The sequence below is a fragment of the Pseudomonas sp. T1.Ur genome, assembly GCF_023516725.1.
Taxonomy (GTDB): domain Bacteria; phylum Pseudomonadota; class Gammaproteobacteria; order Pseudomonadales; family Pseudomonadaceae; genus Aquipseudomonas; species Aquipseudomonas alvandae.
This window is the reverse complement of record NZ_JAMGSN010000001.1, coordinates 195,260-211,794: the sequence shown is the minus strand read 5'-3', so window position 1 is coordinate 211,794 and position 16,535 is coordinate 195,260. Positions and strand designations below refer to the sequence as shown.

Here is a 16,535-nt window from a genome sequence, read left to right as displayed (position 1 = left end):
ACATTCACGGCGCCGGGCGCGCCACGGGGAGCAGACATGCTGGAAAGGCTGTTTCAACTCAAGGCACACAACACCAACGTGCGGACCGAGATCCTGGCGGGCGTCACGACCTTCCTGGCCATGGCCTACATTCTATTCGTGAACCCGAGCATCCTCGGTGAAACCGGCATGGACAAGGGCGCGGTATTCGTCGCCACTTGCCTGGCGGCGGCCATCGGCTCGACCGTGATGGGGCTGATTGCCAACTACCCGATCGCCCTCGCGCCGGGCATGGGCCTGAATGCCTTCTTTACCTATACCGTGGTCTTGCACATGGGCCACACGTGGCAAGTGGCGCTGGGCGCGGTATTTATCTCCGCGGTGCTGTTCTTCCTGCTGTCGATCTTCCGCATCCGCGAATGGATCATCAACAGCATCCCGCTGCCGCTGCGCTCGGCCATTGCCGCCGGTATCGGCCTGTTCCTGGCGCTGATCGCCCTGAACAATGCCGGCATCGTGGTGAAAAACCCGGCGACCATGGTCGGCCTCGGCGACCTGAAGCAACCGGCACCGATCCTCGCGACCTTCGGTTTCGTCCTCATCGTCGCCCTCGAAGCCTTGAAGGTACGCGGCGCGGTGCTGATCGGCATCCTGGCGGTCACCATCGTCTCGATCCTGATGGGCTTCACGCCATTCAGCGGCGTCATTTCCGCGCCGCCGTCCCTGGCCCCGACCTTCCTGCAACTGGACATCAAGGGCGCCCTGGACATCGGTCTGGTGAGCGTGATCTTCGCCTTCCTGTTCGTCGACCTGTTCGACAACTCCGGCACCCTGATCGGCGTCGCCAAGCGCGCCGGGTTGATGGGCAAGGACGGCCACATGCCGAAGATGGGCCGTGCGCTGATTGCCGACAGTACCGCCGCGATGGCCGGTTCGCTGCTGGGCACGTCGACGACCACCAGCTACATCGAATCGGCGGCGGGCGTCAGCGCCGGCGGCCGCACCGGCCTGACGGCCATCGTGGTGGCGATCCTGTTCCTGCTGGCGCTGTTCTTCTCGCCGCTGGCCGCCAGCGTACCGGCCTTCGCCACCGCGCCGGCGCTGCTGTTCGTGGCGGTGTTGATGACTTCGGGCCTGGCGGAAATCGACTGGGACGACATCACCGTCGCCGCCCCGGTCGTGATCACTGCCCTGGCGATGCCTTTCACCTACTCCATCGCCAACGGCATTGCCTTCGGCTTCATCGCCTGGACCGCCATCAAGCTGGTGTCTGGCCGTGGCCGTGAGCTGAACCCGGCGCTGGTGATTTTGTCGATTCTGTTCGTTATCAAGTTGGGTTGGTTCAACGCATGACTTTTGATTCCCAAGCCTACGCCGCCCAGTTGCAGGGCAAGGTCACGCGCTTGCGTGACCTTCTGGCCCCTTTTGAGGCGCCGGAGCCAGCCGTTTTCGACTCGCCCCTGGGCAACTTCCGCCTGCGGGCCGAATTTCGCCTGTGGCGCGAGGCCGGCGAACGGCATTACGCGATGTTCTCCCAAGACGACAAGCGCACGCCGATCCTCATCGAAGAATTTCCTATCGCCAGCCTGCGCATCAACCAGTTGATGCCGCAGCTCAAGGCCGCCTGGCAGGCCAGCGCGCCCTTGAGCCACAAGTTGTTCCAGGTGGAATTCCTCACCACCCTGGCCGGCGATGCGATGATCACCCTGTGCTACCACCGCCCGCTGGATGAACACTGGCATGCCGCGGCGTCGAAACTGGCGACCGACCTGGGCGTCAGCATCATTGGCCGCTCCAAGGGCAAACGCGAAGTGATCGGCCACGATTACGTGGTGGAGAAACTTGAGGTGGGCGGTCGCACCTTCAGCTATCGCCAACCCGAAGGCGCCTTCACCCAGCCCAACGGCACGGTCAACCAGAAGATGCTCAACTGGGCGTATGAAGCCCTGGGCGACCGCAATGACGACCTGCTGGAGTTGTACTGCGGCAACGGCAACTTCACCCTGCCGCTGGCAACCCGCGTGCGCAACGTACTGGCCACCGAAATCAGCAAGACCTCGGTCAACGCCGCGCTGAGCAACCTCAGCGAGAACGCTGTGGATAACGTCACGCTGGTGCGCCTGTCCGCCGAAGAGCTGACCGAAGCCCTGAACGAAGTCCGCCCGTTCCGTCGCCTGCAGGGCATCGACCTGAAAAGCTACGAATTCGGCAGCGTCTTCGTCGACCCACCTCGCGCCGGCATGGACCCGGACACCTGCGAGCTGACCCGGCGCTTCGACAACATCCTGTACATCTCCTGCAACCCTGAAACCCTCGCCGCGAACATCGCGCAACTGAACGACACGCACCGCATCACGCGTTGCGCGCTGTTCGATCAATTCCCTTGGACCCATCACATGGAATCCGGGGTGTTGTTGACGCGGCGGTAGGAGCTGACGAGTGCAACGAGGCTGCGATCTTTCCCCAGACACTTGAGTCTCAAGCGTAGATCAAAAGATCGCAGCCTTCGGCAGCTCCTACACAGGGATAAATCCCCTCGCCACGATTGCCCGCCCTTATCTCTCGGCTGATGCAATGTTCGATCATCGAACACTTATTGCCCGCGGGCGGCTGCTTTATTTGACCAAATTAACCATCTAGTACAATTTATCTCCACCGGCTGGAATCCCGCCGACACCAACAATAAAAATGTGGAGAAATGTGCGATGCCTCCGATCGTCCTGGTGCTCAACGGCCCGAACCTGAACCTGCTCGGCACCCGCGAGCCGGCAACCTACGGCCACGAAACCCTGGCTGATATTTCTGCGTTATGTGCCCGCACCGCCGAGGAGCTGGGCCTGGCCGTGGAGTTTCGCCAGACCAACCAGGAAGGCGAATTGCTCGACTGGATTCACGGAGCCCGTGGCCGGTGCGCCGGGATCATCATCAACCCGGCGGCCTGGACCCACACCTGCGTGGCAATCCGCGACGCCCTGGTGGCGAGCGAAGTGCCAGTCATCGAAGTCCATCTTTCCAATGTCCACGCCCGCGAGACGTTCCGTCACCACTCCTTTGTTTCATCGGTGGCCATCGGCGTGATGTGCGGATTCGGCAGCCATGGTTATCGCCTGGCCCTGGAACATTTCAGTCAGCGGTTGAAGGGTTGATACGCATGTCGAATATCACTGTGCTGGCCGGGCTCATCGGCGCGGGCATCCAGGCGTCGCGCACGCCGGCGCTGCATGAACGCGAAGGCGATGCCCAGGGCATGCGCTACCTTTATCGCCTGATCGATCTCGATGCGTTGAAACTCGACAGCAGCGCCCTGCCCGACTTGCTGCTGGCCGCCGAACGCATGGACTTCACCGGCCTGAACATCACCTTTCCCTGCAAGCAGGCGATCATCCCGCTGTTGGACGAGTTGTCGCCCGAGGCCCGCGGGATCGGCGCGGTGAATACCGTGGTGCTCAAGGACGGCAAGCGCATCGGCCATAACACCGACTGCCTGGGGTTCGCCGAAGGTTTTCGTCGTGGCTTGGGGGATGTCCAGCGCAGGTGCGTGGTCCAGATGGGCGCCGGTGGCGCTGGAGCGGCGGTGGCCCATGCGTTGCTGGTGGAGGGCGTGGAGGCGCTGAGCATTTTTGATGTCGAGGTCAGCCGTGCCGAGGCATTGGCGAACAACTTGAACCAACACTTCGGCGCCGGCCGCGCTCGTGCCGGGCATGACCTTGCAATTGCCATGGCCGAGGCCGACGGCCTGGTGAACACCACGCCCATGGGCATGGCGAAACTGCCGGGCATGCCGGTGCCGGTCGAGTTGTTGCGGGGCGACCTGTGGGTGGCGGAGATCGTCTATTTCCCGTTGGAAACCGAACTGCTGCGCAACGCCCGCGCCCTCGGCTGTCGCACGCTGGATGGCGGCAACATGGCGGTGTTCCAGGCGGTCAAGGCGTTCGAACTGTTCAGCGGCGTGGCGCCGGATGCGCAGCGGATGCTGGCGCATTTCCAGAGCATGAATCACTGAAGCCTGGCGACAATCCCTGCGAGGAATGACCTGTGTGGCGAGCTTGCTCGCGATTGCGGTACACCAGTCACCATCGAGGTTGGCTGATCCACCGCTATCGCGAGCAAGCTCGCTCCCACACAGGCTTGCTTGCACGTCAGGTTCGGGGGTCAGGCCCGCAAATATCTCAGCACCGAATCACACACCATCTGCCGATGCCGCTGCTTGACCGCTTCGTCCGAGAGGTCGATCTGGAAGATTTCACCGAATGTCTGGCGGTTGGATACCCGGTAGAAGCAGAACGAGCTGATCAGCAAGTGCACATCCAGCGGTTCGAGGCCGGCGCGAAACACGCCTTCTTCGGCGCCACGACGCAGGATCACGCCCAGGGAATCGAGGATGGTGTTGGTCATCGCCTTGATCGCACCGGACTGTTTCACGTATTCGGCGTTGTGGATGTTTTCGATGCAGACGATGCGCACGAAATCCACGTTGCGGTCGTGGTGGTCGAAGGTGAATTCCACCAGGCGCCGGATCGCCTCGACCGGCGCCAGTTCCGCCAGGTGCAGGCGGCTTTCGGTGGTGCGGATATCACCGTAGAGTTTCTCCAGCACCTCGACGTACAACTGCTCCTTGCTGCCGAAGTAGTAGTAGATCATGCGCTTGGAGGTGTGGATGCGCTCGGCGATGGCGTCGACCCGAGCACCGGCCAGGCCTTGCTGGACGAACTCGACGATGGCTTCCTGAAGAATGTTTTCCCGGGTTTTCTCCGGGTTGTTCTTGCGACTCTTGCGCGGCGTGGCGACAGGTTCGTCGAGCGCTGCGGAAAGCTCTGGATTCATAGTCATTGCGGGCTCACGGCCGTCACTGCACAGGTGGGCGATTATGGGCTGCACCGGGCGGTGAAGGAAGCCAAGGCACCGCCCTTTACCGCCACGGTTACGATTTCCCTACAACTTGGCGTGTCGCACACCGCCGCTGCGGGACTTGGCCATCGCCGCCAGGCGCACCGCGACGTTGGCCGCGCCGTAACCGGCGTAACCGTTCTTGCGCTGGATGATCTCGAAGAAGAACCGCCCTTCGAACGGCTCGGTGTAGACGTGGAACAACTCGCCGCCCTGGGCGTCTCGGTCGTACAGCACGTTGAAATAGGCCAGCTCGCTGAGAAACTCGTCGTCGAAATCGAAACGCGCCGCCAGGTCGTCGTAATAGTTGAGCGCAATGTCGAGCAACGGCACCCCGGCCTCCTTGGCGCGACTGACCTGGGCGAAGATGTCATCACAATCGAAGGCGATGTGATGCACGCCGGAACCGCGATAACTCGACAAGGCGTGTGAGATCGCGGTGTTGCGGTTCTCGGAAATGTTCAGCGGCAGGCGAATCGAACTGCAACGGCTGCGCAAGGCCCGGCTTTTCACCAGGCCATAAGGGTCAGGCAGCACGACTTCGTCGTCAGCCTCGAAATCCAGCAGGCTCTTGTAGAACAGCACCCAACTGTCGAGGCTGTCGGCCGGCAACGCCATCGCCATGTGGTCGATGCGCTTGAGCCCGGCGCCGACGGCGGCAGCCGGTTGCAGGTTGAAATCGGTGCCGTAGACGTCGGCGTCCTGGTCCACCAGGTAGATCAGGCTGCTGTCCGGCGCCCGCACCGCCGCCAGCTCCAGTTCGTTGGGCCCGACCAGGCCGCGATAAGGCTGGCCTTTGTAGGCCACGGCCCGTTTCAGGGCGCTGGCGCTGTCCTTGACCCGCACCGCCATGGCACACAGCGACGGGCCATGGGCTTCGAAAAAGCTGTGGGCGAAGGAGTACGGCTCGCCATTGAGGATCAGGTTGATATCACCCTGGCGCAACAGGCTGACGTTCTTGGAGCGATGCTGGCCAGCCTTGACGAACCCCAGGCGCTCCAACCAGTGGGCGAGCTTGGCCCCCAGGTTATCGTCCACGGCGAATTCCAGGAACTCGATGCCGTCGTACTCGCTGGCCGGCGCGGTCTCGAACAGGACGTCAGGTTTCTGCGCGGGCGCTTGTTCGGCCAGGCGCTGACGGGTCTTTTCTTCCAGGTACAGCAACGAACGCAAACCGTCGGCCGCATTGGCCCTTGGCGGCGCGGCGCGGAAACCGTCGTTGAAGATTTCCAGCGACAGCGGCCCGGTGTAGCCGCTCTGGATGATCGGTGCGAGGAAACCCGGCAGGTCGAACTCACCCTGGCCCGGGAAACAGCGGAAATGCCGGCTCCATTCCAGGACGTCCATCGCCAGGATGGGCGCATCGGCCATTTGCACAAAAAAGATCTTGTCGCCGGGAATCTCGGCGATCGCGCTCGGATCCCCCTTGAGGGACAAGGTGTGGAAACTGTCGAGCAGCACGCCCAGGTTCGGATGATCAGCCTGGCGAACGATGCTCCAGACCTGTTGATAAGTATTGACGTGCCGGCCCCAGGCCAACGCCTCATAACCGATGCGCAGGCCCCGCGCGCCGGCCCGCTCGGCCAGCAGGCGCAGGTCGTCGATGAGGATCTGCTCATCGCCAACGCTGTCAGCCGAGGCATTGCTGCACACCAGCACCAGGTCGGTGCCCAGCTCCTGCATCAGGTCGAATTTGCGCTCGGCCCGCTCCAGGTTGCGCGCCAGGCGATCGCGGCGGCAGCCTTCAAAATCACGAAAGGGTTGGAACAGGGTGATGGCGATACCCAGGTCGGCGCACATCTGCCGGATTTCCCGAGGGCTGCCATCGTAGTAGAGAAGGTCGTTCTCGAAGATCTCCACGCCGTCGAAACCGGCGGCGGCAATGGCTTCGAGTTTTTCCGGCAGGGTACCGCTCAAGGACACGGTGGCAATGGAACGCTGCATGACTTCGGCTCCCGGGACAGGCGTCGGCTACAAAAAATGCGCCGCTTTTTGAAAGAGTCAGGGGATTATTGAGCTGCCGGTTTCTTTGGGCAATTTAATATGTACCATCCGGTTAGTTTTTTGGGCGATTATCGAACACTATGCCCGATCAGCGAATTGACGATTTTTTGTCCACTGCCCACCATCGGTCCCCACGTTGACGCCCGGCTTCGGGTTCAATGCAGACCCAGACCACACCATAAGAATTTCAAGAACGGGTGCACCTTATGATTCCTTCCCAAAGTTCCCGCCTGGCCCCTGGGCCGGTTGCCACCCGCGGTGGCATCGGCGACAAGATCCGTGACGCGATGGCCGTGGGCAAGACCCGTTGGGGCATGCTCGCCCTGGTGTTCTTCGCCACCACGCTGAACTACATCGACCGCGCGGCCCTCGGGGTCATGCAGCCGATCCTGGCCAAGGAAATGAGCTGGACGGCGATGGACTACGCCAATATCAACTTCTGGTTCCAGGTCGGTTATGCGGTCGGCTTCGTGCTGCAGGGCCGGCTGATCGACCGGATCGGCGTCAAGCGCGTGTTCTTCTGCGCCGTGCTGCTCTGGAGCCTGGCGACCGGAGCCCATGGCCTGGCCACGTCGGCAGTGGGCTTCATGGTTTGCCGCTTCATCCTCGGCCTCACGGAGGCCGCCAACTACCCGGCCTGTGTGAAAACCACGCGGCTGTGGTTTCCGGCGGGCGAGCGGGCCGTGGCCACTGGCATCTTCAACGCCGGGACCAACGTCGGCGCAATGTTCACCCCGATGCTGCTGCCGCTGGTCCTGCACGTCTGGGGCTGGCAGGCCGCGTTCCTGTGCATGGCCACGCTGGGCGGGATCTGGCTGCTGTTCTGGGGCCTGAAATACTTCAACCCGGAAGACCACCCGAGCGTGAAGCAGTCGGAACTGGACTACATCCAGGCCCAGGACGAACCGGACCAGGCCCGCGTGGCCTTCTCTCGTATCCTGCGCATGCGCGGCACCTGGGCGTTCGCCCTGGCCTACTCGATCACTGCGCCGGTGTTCTGGTTCTACCTTTACTGGCTGCCGCCGTTCCTGAACCAGCAATACAACCTGGGCATCAACGTGACCCAGATGGGCATCCCGTTGATCATCATCTACCTGACCGCCGATTTCGGCAGCGTCGGCGGCGGGATCCTGTCTTCATTCCTGATCGGCCGCGGAGTCAATCCGATCAAGGCGCGACTGATGTCCATGTTGCTGTTCGCCTGCTGCATCGTCGGGGTGATCATGGCGGCCGGTTCCAGCAGCCTCTGGGTCGCGGTGTTTGCGATTTCCCTGGCCATCGGTGCACACCAGGCCTGGACCGCCAACATCTGGAGCCTGGTGATGGACTACACGCCCAAGCACATGATGAGCACGGTATTCGGCTTCGGCGGCATGTGCGCGGCCATTGGCGGGATGTTCATGACGCAGTTGGTGGGGCACATCCTCACGATCACCCACAACAACTACACCGTACTGTTCACCCTGATCCCGGCGATGTACTTCATCGCGCTGACCTGGATGTACTTCATGGCGCCGCGCAAGGTGCCTACGCTGGACAACTGATGGGGCTGGAAATGACTGTTTGGCCGGGGACATGGTGGACCTGTGGCGAGGGAGCTTGCTCCCGCTCGATTGCGCAGCAATCGCAAAAAAAGCGAGGGCTGCGGAGCAGCCCAGCGGGAGCAAGCTCCCTCGCCACAGAGGGCTGTGCTAGCCACAGGGACTGCGCTGGCCACAAGGGTGCTGTGTAGCGCTTATCTGCGCCGCTGTTGCCACGCCGCCGCCAACCCACTCAAGCAGATCAAGGTAATCCCCACCACCGTGGTCAGCGTCGGCGTATGGCTGAAAAACAACCAGCCCAACAACCCGGCGAAGATGATCTGGCAATACCCGAACGGCGCGAGCAGCGCCGGGGCGGCGAAACGAAAGGCCTGGGTCAGCATCAAGTGCGCGGTCATCCCGCAGGCCCCCAGCGCCAGCATCATCAAGCCGTGGGTCACGCTGGGCACCTGCCAGAAGAACGGCACCAAGGCGCTCATCACCAACGTGTTGCACAACCCCGCGAAAAAATTGCTGGTCGTGGGGCTGTCGATCTCGGCGAGTTTGCGCGTGAGCAGTTGGTAGAAGCAGAAAAACAGCGCCGAACAAAACGGCAGCAACACCGCTGGCGTGAACAGATCGCCGCCGGGATGAACAATGATCAACACCCCAATGAACCCGAAGATCACCGCGATCCACTGACCGCGCGTCACGTGCTCACCCAGCAGCGGTACCGACAATGCCGTGACCAGCACGGGGGCGAGGAAGTTGACCGCCGTCGCCTCTGCCAATGGGATGAACATCAGCGAAGTGGTGAAAAACAGACTGGTGCCCAACAGGCACAACGCCCGGGCAACCTGCCACAACGGGCGCTTGGTGCGCAGCACGCGCAGCCCCGAGCGCGGCAGGAAAATGCCCGCCATCAACAAGGTGTGCACCACGTAACGGGCCCAGACCACCATGATGATCGGATAGAAACCCGAGAGATATTTGGACAGCGCGTCGTGACTGGAGAACAGGAACGTTGCGACCAGGATAAGCACGATGCCCTTGAAAGCCTGATTGACGCCGGAGAGCGGAGTGCTGATGGTCATGAAGGAAACCTGCGTTGCTTGATGTCGAGGCCGCGATGCACAGTGCAGTTATTGGGCCAGCGAGGGTTCCGATAAGTTCTGGATCCCAAGTGTAATGAAAATTGCGCGGCCGGACAGGATTGGCTCGCCGATGAACCAAAATCCTCGTCCGTTGCCTCACTGCTCAAGCACGGCGCGCGCCTTGGGCGCCCGGAAGCTAGACTCACCGCCACAGCAGTCATTTCTTCGCAGGGCCATTCAGAGGACTTCCCACATGTTATGGAAAAAAGGTCGCCGCAGTGACAACGTGGTGGATGCCCGTGATGACGGTGGAGGCGGGGGCGGGATGCGTTTCGGCGGAGGCAAGGGATTGAGCCTGACGGCGATCATCCTGATCGTCGGCATCGGCTGGATCACCGGCCAGGACCCCATGCAAATCCTTGGGCAATTGGCCGGGCAGATGGACCAAGGAGCCGCGCCCACCTCTTCGCAAACCCGCCAGGCGCCGCCGGCCAACGATGAACAGGCCGAATTCGTGCGCGCCATCCTGGGCGATACCGAAGACACCTGGGGCCAAGTCTTCCAACAGGCCGGGCGCCAATACCAGCAACCGAAGCTGGTGCTGTTCAGCGGTCGGGTCAACTCGGCCTGCGGCCTGGCCTCCTCGGCGACCGGCCCGTTCTATTGCCCGGCGGACCGGCAGGTCTACCTGGACATGAGTTTCTTCCAGGAAATGTCCCAGCGTTTTTCGGCCGCCGGGGACTTCGCCCAAGCCTACGTCATTGCCCACGAAATCGGCCACCACGTGCAAACGCTGCTCGGCGTCTCGGCGAAAGTCCAGGAGGCGCGCCAGCAAGGCCGGCAAATGGAAGGTGACGGCGGCTTGCTGGTGCGCCAGGAATTGCAGGCCGATTGCCTCGCCGGCGTCTGGGCCAACCACGCGCAAAAACGCCTGAACTGGCTTGAGCCGGGGGATATCGAAGAGGCCTTGAACGCCGCCAATGCCATTGGTGATGACCGCCTGCAGCAACAAGGCCAGGGCCGCGTGGTGCCGGACTCGTTTACCCATGGCACCTCGGCGCAACGGGTGCGCTGGTTCAAGACCGGTTTCGCCCAGGGCCAAGTCAGCCAGTGCGATACCTTCGCGGCGAAAAACCTGTAGATGAAGTGGGCGACGTTGATCTGGCTGGTGCTCGTTTGCGCTGTCGCCCAGGCCGAGGAGCACGCCGTCAAGGCAGTCGCGCAAGGTCGCCTGTTGCTCAAGGGCGGGGTCATGGCCGTTGCCGTGAGCCCGCCACCGGCGTCGATCCGGCGGGTGCTGATCGTCCTTCACGGTCGACTGCGCAACGCCGACACTTATCTTCGCAGTGGCGAAAAGGCCGCCGCGCAGGCCGGTCAAACGGCAACCACGCTGATCATCGCCCCGCAATTCCTCAACGAACAGGACGTGGCGCGCCACCAACTGCCCGCCGACCTCCTGCGTTGGCAAGGCAACGACTGGATGGCGGGAGGGCTGTCCATAGGGCCGAATCCAACCAGTTCCTTCCAAGTGCTGGATGACATCATCGCGCGGGTCAGCGATCGACAGCAGTTCCCTGAAGTGAAGGAGATCGTCATCGCTGGCCACTCCGGCGGCGCCCAGGTGGTGCAGCGCTATGCCCTGCTCGCCCACGGCACCTATCGCATCGCGCCACGGTTCGTCATTGCCAATCCATCCTCATATGCCTACCTCGACGCGCAACGGCCCATGGCGTTCGCCCTCGCCAGTTGCCCGTCCTTCAACCGTTGGAAATACGGCCTGGAGCACCTGCCCGCCTACGCCGCCGGGCAAACGCCGGCGCAACTCGAAGATAACTACATCAAGCGCGACATCACCTATTTGCTGGGACAACAGGACATTGATCCGGAGCATCCGGCGCTGGACAAAGGCTGCGAGGCGCAGACCCAAGGCGCGTACCGACTGCTGCGCGGGCATTTCTTTTTCGACTACCTGACGCGACGCCATCCACAGGGGCTCAATCAACGACTGATCGAAGTGCCCGGGGTTGGGCATGATGGGGATGGAATGTTCAATTCGCCGGAGGGGTTGAGGGTGTTGTTTGGGCAGTGAGCTTTGTAGCGAATGTTAGGGCCCTATCGCGAGCAAGCTCGCTCCCACAGGGATTTTTTGTCCAATACAAAATCTGTATTCACCACACCTCCACTGTGGGAGCGGGCTTGCTCGCGATAGCGATCGAGCAGTCAACCGAGCTCTCAAGCCAAAAGCATCCGCCGCAATTCCCCACAATCCCGCGCATGCCAGTCCGTCAATTCAGGCCAGGGATTATCCGGCAGATTCACCAGCACCGTCCGCGCCCCCGCCGCGCGACCGCAATCCAGGTCGAAGCGGTAGTCACCCACCATGACCATCGAGCCCGGTGCCACGTCCCACGCCTCGGCCAGTTTCAACAGGCCGCCGGGGTGCGGCTTGGGCGGTGCTTCGTCGCGGCCCAGCACGTCCTCCACGGCGAAACAATCCGCCAGGCCAATGGCTTCGAGGGTGACGTGGGCCAACTCGCGGGCGTTACGGGTCAGGATGCCCAGGCGATAGCCGCGTCCCGCCAACTCTCGCACCAGCTCAAACGCGCCCGGCGCGGGCTTGGAGCCCAGCGCCAGGTCCCGTTCGTGCTCCAGCAGCCAGGCGTGCTTGGCGGCGGCTTCTTCCGAGGGCAACGCCGCCAGGTGGGTGAGGATGTCGTCTTCGGCCGGAATCGCCAGGGCTACGCGGATCGCGGCGAAGTCATGTACGGCGATGGTCAGCGTGCCGTCCATGTCGAACACCCAATGCCGCACATCGGCCAGGCTCATGCCCAGTCCTTGCGATGGCGGATCAAGCCTTCCTGGGTCACCGACGCGACCAGTTGTCCGGCGCGGTTGTACACACTGCCCCGGGAAAAACCACGGGAATTGCCGGCCCACGGGCTGTCCATGGCGTAGAGCAACCAGTCATCGGCGCGCAGGTCGGCGTGGAACCACAACGCGTGGTCAAGGCTCGCGACCTGCATATCCTTGTGCCACACCGATTTGCCGTGGGGCAGCAGCGAGGTGGTCAACAGGCCGAAATCCGACGCGTAGGCCAACAGGTATTTGTGCAGGGCCGGGATGTCCGCCAAGGCGCCATCGGCACGGAACCACACGTATTTGACCGGATCGGCCGGTTGCGGGTTGTAAGGATCTTTTTCGGTGACCGGGCGCACCTCGATCGGCTTGGGGCACAGCAGCTTTTCGCGCATGTGCTCCGGCAGCAGATGGGCGCGCTGCTGGGTCAGCTCCAGCTCGGAAGGCAGGTTTTCCGGCCCGACGACTTGCGGCATGGTGCTCTGGTGCTCGAAACCCTGCTCGTCATACTGGAACGAGGCGCTGCAGGTGAAAATCGGGTTGCCCTTCTGGATCGCCGTGACCCGACGGGTGCTGAAGCTGCCGCCGTCGCGGACGCGATCGACCTGGTAGACCACCGGCAACGCCGCATCGCCCGGACGCAGGAAATAGCCATGCATCGAATGCACATGGCGCGCCTCTTCCACGGTCTGGCTTGCCGCCGACAGCGACTGTCCCAACACCTGGCCGCCGAACAACTGGCGGAACCCCAGGTCCTGGCTACGACCGCGAAACAGGTTCTCTTCGATCGGTTCCAGGGTCAGCAGGTCGACCAGATCTTCCAACACGTGGCTCATTCAACACTTCCTCACACAGCGCAAAAACCGCGCAGTCTGTGCTGCGGCGGATCGATAATTGGCCCGGGCCATTTGGGTGGGCATTGTAACGTCCGTGTCGGCTAACCGTGCAGGGTCTGCAACCACTGCTCCCGGTCGATGCGATAGAGCACATGGTGACGCAATGGGTGACCGACCGCGAGCTTTGGATGCTCGAAATCATCGGCCGGGTCGTGCTGCATGCCGATGGCCTGCATGACCTTCTGCGACGGCAAGTTATCCACAGCGGTAAACGCCACCACTTCGTCCAGCGCCAGCCGGTCGAAGGCACAGCGCAACGCCGTCCATGCCGCTTCGCTGGCATAACCCAAGCCCCAATGCTCCCGCGCCAGGCGCCAGCCGATTTCTACCGCCGGGGTGAAAGGCGCGTCGAACCCGACCACGCCCAGCCCGGTGAAACCGATGAACGCGCCAGTGTCCTTGCGCTCCAGGGCCCACAGGCCAAACCCATGCTCGGCAAAATGCCCGCGCACGCGACCGATCAGCGCAGCGCTTTCCAGGCGACTCAAGGGTGCCGGAAAATAACGCATCACTTGCGGATCGGCGGACATGGCCGCAAACGCCGGCAAATCATCGTCGCGCCACTGCCGCAATATCAGCCGTGCGCTTTCCAGTTCCAGTATCGGCTCCATCTTCACTCCCTTTCCATGCCCCAGAGTCTACGGGTTTGTACGAAAAGTCGCCGAGCGGCGATCAGGCAAGGCGAAAACAGGCGAGGAAGCGCAGTTTACTGGTTGTAAATGAGCATTCCGAGCCTGTTTTCAACGCAGCATGATCGTCGCGCAGGCACTTTTCGTGCAAAGCCTACATCGCTGGTAGGATCCGTCACTCACTCACCGCTGAAAACACTATGCCTTTGCCGCTGATCTATCACGAAGACTACAGCCCCGAGTTCCCAGCGGAACACCGCTTCCCCATGGACAAGTTCCGCCTGCTGCGCGACCACCTGGTAGAGAGCGGCCTGACCCGGGATGCCGACCTGCTGCGCCCCGCCCTGTGCCCGCCAGACATTCTTGCCCTGGCCCATGACCGCGCTTATATCGAACGCTACATGGGCGGTGAGTTGTCCCGCGAAGACCAACGGCGACTGGGCCTGCCCTGGAGCGAAGCCCTGGCCCGGCGAACGGTACGCGCGGTGGGCGGCTCGCTCCTGGCCGCCGAAAAAGCCCTTGAACACGGACTGGCCTGTCACCTGGCCGGCGGCACCCATCACGCCCACTACGACCACCCGGCCGGGTTCTGCATTTTCAATGACCTGGCGGTGATCAGCCGCTACTTCCTGGCCAGCGGTCGCGTCTCGCGGGTGCTGATCTTCGACTGCGACGTGCACCAGGGCGACGGTACGGCTCGAATACTTCATGACACCCCGGACGCCGTGACAGTTTCCCTGCACTGCGAAAAGAATTTCCCGGCGCGCAAGGCGCAAAGCGATTGGGACATCCCGCTGCCCATGGGCATGGACGATGCCGCCTACCTTGAAGTCGTGGACGATGCGCTCAATTACCTGTTGCCGCTCTACCAGCCAGACCTGGTGCTGTATGACGCCGGCGTCGACGTGCACAAGGACGACGCCCTGGGCTACCTGAAACTGACCGACGAAGGCCTCGTCGCCCGGGATGAAAGCGTCATGCGCCATTGCCTGGGACGGGACATCCCCGTTGTCGGCGTGATCGGTGGTGGCTACAGCAAGGACCGCAAGGCCTTGGCCCGACGCCACGGGATCCTGCACCACAGCGCACAAAAGGTCTGGACGTCATCAGGCTGTCATTGAACCCTGGGGGCGTTACCCACAATGCCTGTGGAGCGGCCTGTGGATAACCCGTAGGAGCTGCCGAAGGCTGCGATCCTTTGATCTTCGCTCGCGACTCAATTGTCTGAGACAAGATCGCAGCCTCGCTTTGCTCGGCAGCTCCTACACCGATTCCGGCCTCAGATTATGTGGACCGAGCTGATAGAATGCCCCCCTTGATCCGCCAGACATAGCTCGCCATGACCCAAGCTTCACTCCCTCACACCCCAAACATCGCCATCATCGGCGGCGGCCCCGCCGGCCTGATGGCGGCCGAGGTGTTGAGCCAGGCCGGCATCCGGGTCGACCTGTACGACGGCATGCCCTCGGTGGGCAGGAAATTTCTCCTGGCCGGCGTCGGCGGCATGAACATCACTCACTCCGAAGCTTTTCCGGCGTTCCTGTCCCGCTACAGCGAACGCGCGCCGAATATCGCCCCGCTGCTGCGGGCATTCGGCGCGGATGAGTTATGCCAATGGATTCACGGCCTGGGCATCGACACCTTCGTCGGCAGCTCGGGACGGGTATTTCCGACCGACATGAAAGCCGCCCCGCTGCTGCGCGCCTGGCTCAAGCGCCTCCGTGAGGCCGGCGTGGTGATCCACACCCGCCACCGCTGGCTCGGCTGGAACCCCGACGGCAGCCTGCGCATCGCCAGTCCGGAGGGTGAAAAGAGTCTCACGCCCGACGCGACTTTACTGGCATTGGGCGGCGGCAGTTGGTCGCGCCTGGGCTCCGATGGCGCCTGGATGCTGCCGCTGGAACAGCGCGGCGTGACCCTCGCGCCGTTGCAGCCGAGCAACTGCGGATTCGACGTCGCGGCCTGGAGCGACCTGATGGTCAGCAAATTCGCCGGCGCCCCGCTGAAGAACATCGCCATCGGCCTCAACGACGATGTGCCTCGCCTGGGCGAATGCGTCATCACCGCCACCGGCATCGAAGGCAGCCTGATCTATGCGCTGTCGGCGCGGATTCGTGAGGCCATCAACCAGCACGGCCACGCGATGATTCATCTGGACCTGCTGCCGGGCCGGCCTGTGGATAAAATCCTCCAGGCCCTGAACAAGCCACGCGGTTCTCGCTCGATGGCCAAGCACTTGCACAGCCAGCTGGGAATCGATGGGGTCAAGGCCGCGCTGCTGCGCGAGCTGACTTCCGCTGACGGCTTCGCCGACATGGCGCGGCTGGCGGAAGCGATCAAGGCCTTGCCGATCACGCTGGTGAAGACCCGTCCGCTGGACGAAGCCATCAGCAGCGCTGGCGGCGTGACGTTCGAAGCGCTGGATGAACGCTTGATGCTCAAGCAGATCCCAGGGGTTTTCTGCGCGGGAGAAATGCTCGACTGGGAAGCGCCGACCGGCGGCTACCTGCTCACGGCGTGCTTTGCCAGTGGCCGGGCGGCGGGCTTAGGAATTCTGGAATTCTTGAACGGTTGAACGGTTGAACGGTTGAACGTTGAACCTGTAGGAGCTGCCGAGCGGAGCGAGGCTGCGATCTTTTCCCAGACACTTGAATCTCAAGCGAAAGATCA

The 16,535-nt window shown here is 62.6% G+C and carries 15 protein-coding genes; 9 read left to right on the top strand and 6 right to left on the bottom strand.

Annotated features, from left to right (window positions below; translation table 11 throughout):
* Nucleotides 1–36 precede the first annotated feature (36 nt).
* The 4 genes from M8Q45_RS00980 (at nt 37) to M8Q45_RS00965 (ending at nt 3,982) form a co-directional block, all read left to right on the top strand.
* Nucleotides 37–1,332 carry an NCS2 family permease gene (locus M8Q45_RS00980; RefSeq protein ID WP_249873260.1) on the top strand — a complete coding sequence of 432 codons (1,296 nt, stop codon included), beginning with the start codon at nt 37–39 and terminating at the stop codon, nt 1,330–1,332.
* A complete protein-coding gene (gene trmA, locus M8Q45_RS00975) occupies nt 1,329–2,408 on the top strand; it encodes a tRNA (uridine(54)-C5)-methyltransferase TrmA (protein WP_249873259.1) in 1,080 nt (359 codons plus the stop codon). The genes M8Q45_RS00980 and trmA overlap by 4 nt, the downstream gene beginning before the upstream one ends.
* 276 nt (nt 2,409–2,684) lie before the next feature.
* Complete coding sequence (aroQ, locus tag M8Q45_RS00970) at nt 2,685–3,125, top strand: type II 3-dehydroquinate dehydratase (RefSeq protein WP_249873258.1); 441 nt, start codon at nt 2,685–2,687, stop codon at nt 3,123–3,125.
* Between the two features lie 5 nt (nt 3,126–3,130).
* Nucleotides 3,131–3,982, top strand: coding sequence for a shikimate dehydrogenase (locus tag M8Q45_RS00965; RefSeq protein ID WP_249873257.1), 852 nt, complete (start codon nt 3,131–3,133; stop codon nt 3,980–3,982).
* 149 nt (nt 3,983–4,131) lie between these two features.
* On the opposite strand, the gene M8Q45_RS00960 is transcribed toward M8Q45_RS00965, so the two are convergent.
* Together M8Q45_RS00960 and quiC are read right to left on the bottom strand one after the other, a co-directional pair.
* Nucleotides 4,132–4,809, bottom strand: a complete 678-nt coding sequence (locus tag M8Q45_RS00960; RefSeq protein ID WP_249873256.1) for a TetR/AcrR family transcriptional regulator — start codon at nt 4,807–4,809, stop codon at nt 4,132–4,134.
* Nucleotides 4,810–4,911: 102 nt separating this feature from the next.
* Entirely contained in the window at nt 4,912–6,810 is a 1,899-nt protein-coding gene (gene quiC, locus M8Q45_RS00955) for a 3-dehydroshikimate dehydratase QuiC (RefSeq protein WP_249873255.1), read from the bottom strand.
* A 266-nt stretch (nt 6,811–7,076) separates the two neighbouring features.
* Here quiC and M8Q45_RS00950 point away from each other — a divergent pair, with 266 nt between their 5' ends.
* On the top strand, nt 7,077–8,414 hold the full coding sequence (locus M8Q45_RS00950) for an MFS transporter (RefSeq protein ID WP_249873254.1): 1,338 nt from the start codon (nt 7,077–7,079) through the stop codon (nt 8,412–8,414).
* A gap of 191 nt (nt 8,415–8,605) precedes the next feature.
* Here M8Q45_RS00950 and M8Q45_RS00945 read toward each other — a convergent pair whose 3' ends face one another.
* Nucleotides 8,606–9,484 carry a DMT family transporter gene (locus M8Q45_RS00945; RefSeq protein ID WP_249873253.1) on the bottom strand — a complete coding sequence of 293 codons (879 nt, stop codon included), beginning with the start codon at nt 9,482–9,484 and terminating at the stop codon, nt 8,606–8,608.
* A 253-nt stretch (nt 9,485–9,737) separates the two neighbouring features.
* On the opposite strand from M8Q45_RS00945, the gene ypfJ reads away from it, so the two are divergent.
* Together ypfJ and M8Q45_RS00935 are read left to right on the top strand one after the other, a co-directional pair.
* Entirely contained in the window at nt 9,738–10,625 is an 888-nt protein-coding gene (gene ypfJ, locus M8Q45_RS00940; protein ID WP_030140328.1) for a KPN_02809 family neutral zinc metallopeptidase, read from the top strand.
* On the top strand, nt 10,626–11,573 hold the full coding sequence (locus M8Q45_RS00935; protein WP_249873252.1) for an alpha/beta hydrolase: 948 nt from the start codon (nt 10,626–10,628) through the stop codon (nt 11,571–11,573). It abuts the gene before it with no gap.
* 143 nt (nt 11,574–11,716) lie between these two features.
* Here M8Q45_RS00935 and M8Q45_RS00930 read toward each other — a convergent pair whose 3' ends face one another.
* The 3 genes from M8Q45_RS00930 to M8Q45_RS00920 all read right to left on the bottom strand — a co-directional run bounded on the left by M8Q45_RS00930 (nt 11,717) and on the right by M8Q45_RS00920 (nt 13,847).
* Nucleotides 11,717–12,310, bottom strand: coding sequence for an HAD family hydrolase (locus M8Q45_RS00930; RefSeq protein ID WP_249873251.1), 594 nt, complete (start codon nt 12,308–12,310; stop codon nt 11,717–11,719).
* Complete coding sequence (tesB, locus tag M8Q45_RS00925; RefSeq protein ID WP_249873250.1) at nt 12,307–13,176, bottom strand: acyl-CoA thioesterase II; 870 nt, start codon at nt 13,174–13,176, stop codon at nt 12,307–12,309. The genes M8Q45_RS00930 and tesB overlap by 4 nt, the downstream gene beginning before the upstream one ends.
* A 101-nt stretch (nt 13,177–13,277) precedes the next feature.
* Complete coding sequence (locus tag M8Q45_RS00920) at nt 13,278–13,847, bottom strand: GNAT family N-acetyltransferase (RefSeq protein WP_249873249.1); 570 nt, start codon at nt 13,845–13,847, stop codon at nt 13,278–13,280.
* 218 nt (nt 13,848–14,065) lie between these two features.
* Between M8Q45_RS00920 and M8Q45_RS00915 the strand changes: the two genes are divergently transcribed.
* Nucleotides 14,066–14,986, top strand: coding sequence for a histone deacetylase family protein (locus M8Q45_RS00915; protein WP_249873248.1), 921 nt, complete (start codon nt 14,066–14,068; stop codon nt 14,984–14,986).
* Nucleotides 14,987–15,204: 218 nt separating this feature from the next.
* Nucleotides 15,205–16,440, top strand: a complete 1,236-nt coding sequence (locus M8Q45_RS00910) for a TIGR03862 family flavoprotein (protein ID WP_249873247.1) — start codon at nt 15,205–15,207, stop codon at nt 16,438–16,440.
* Nucleotides 16,441–16,535 lie beyond the last annotated feature (95 nt).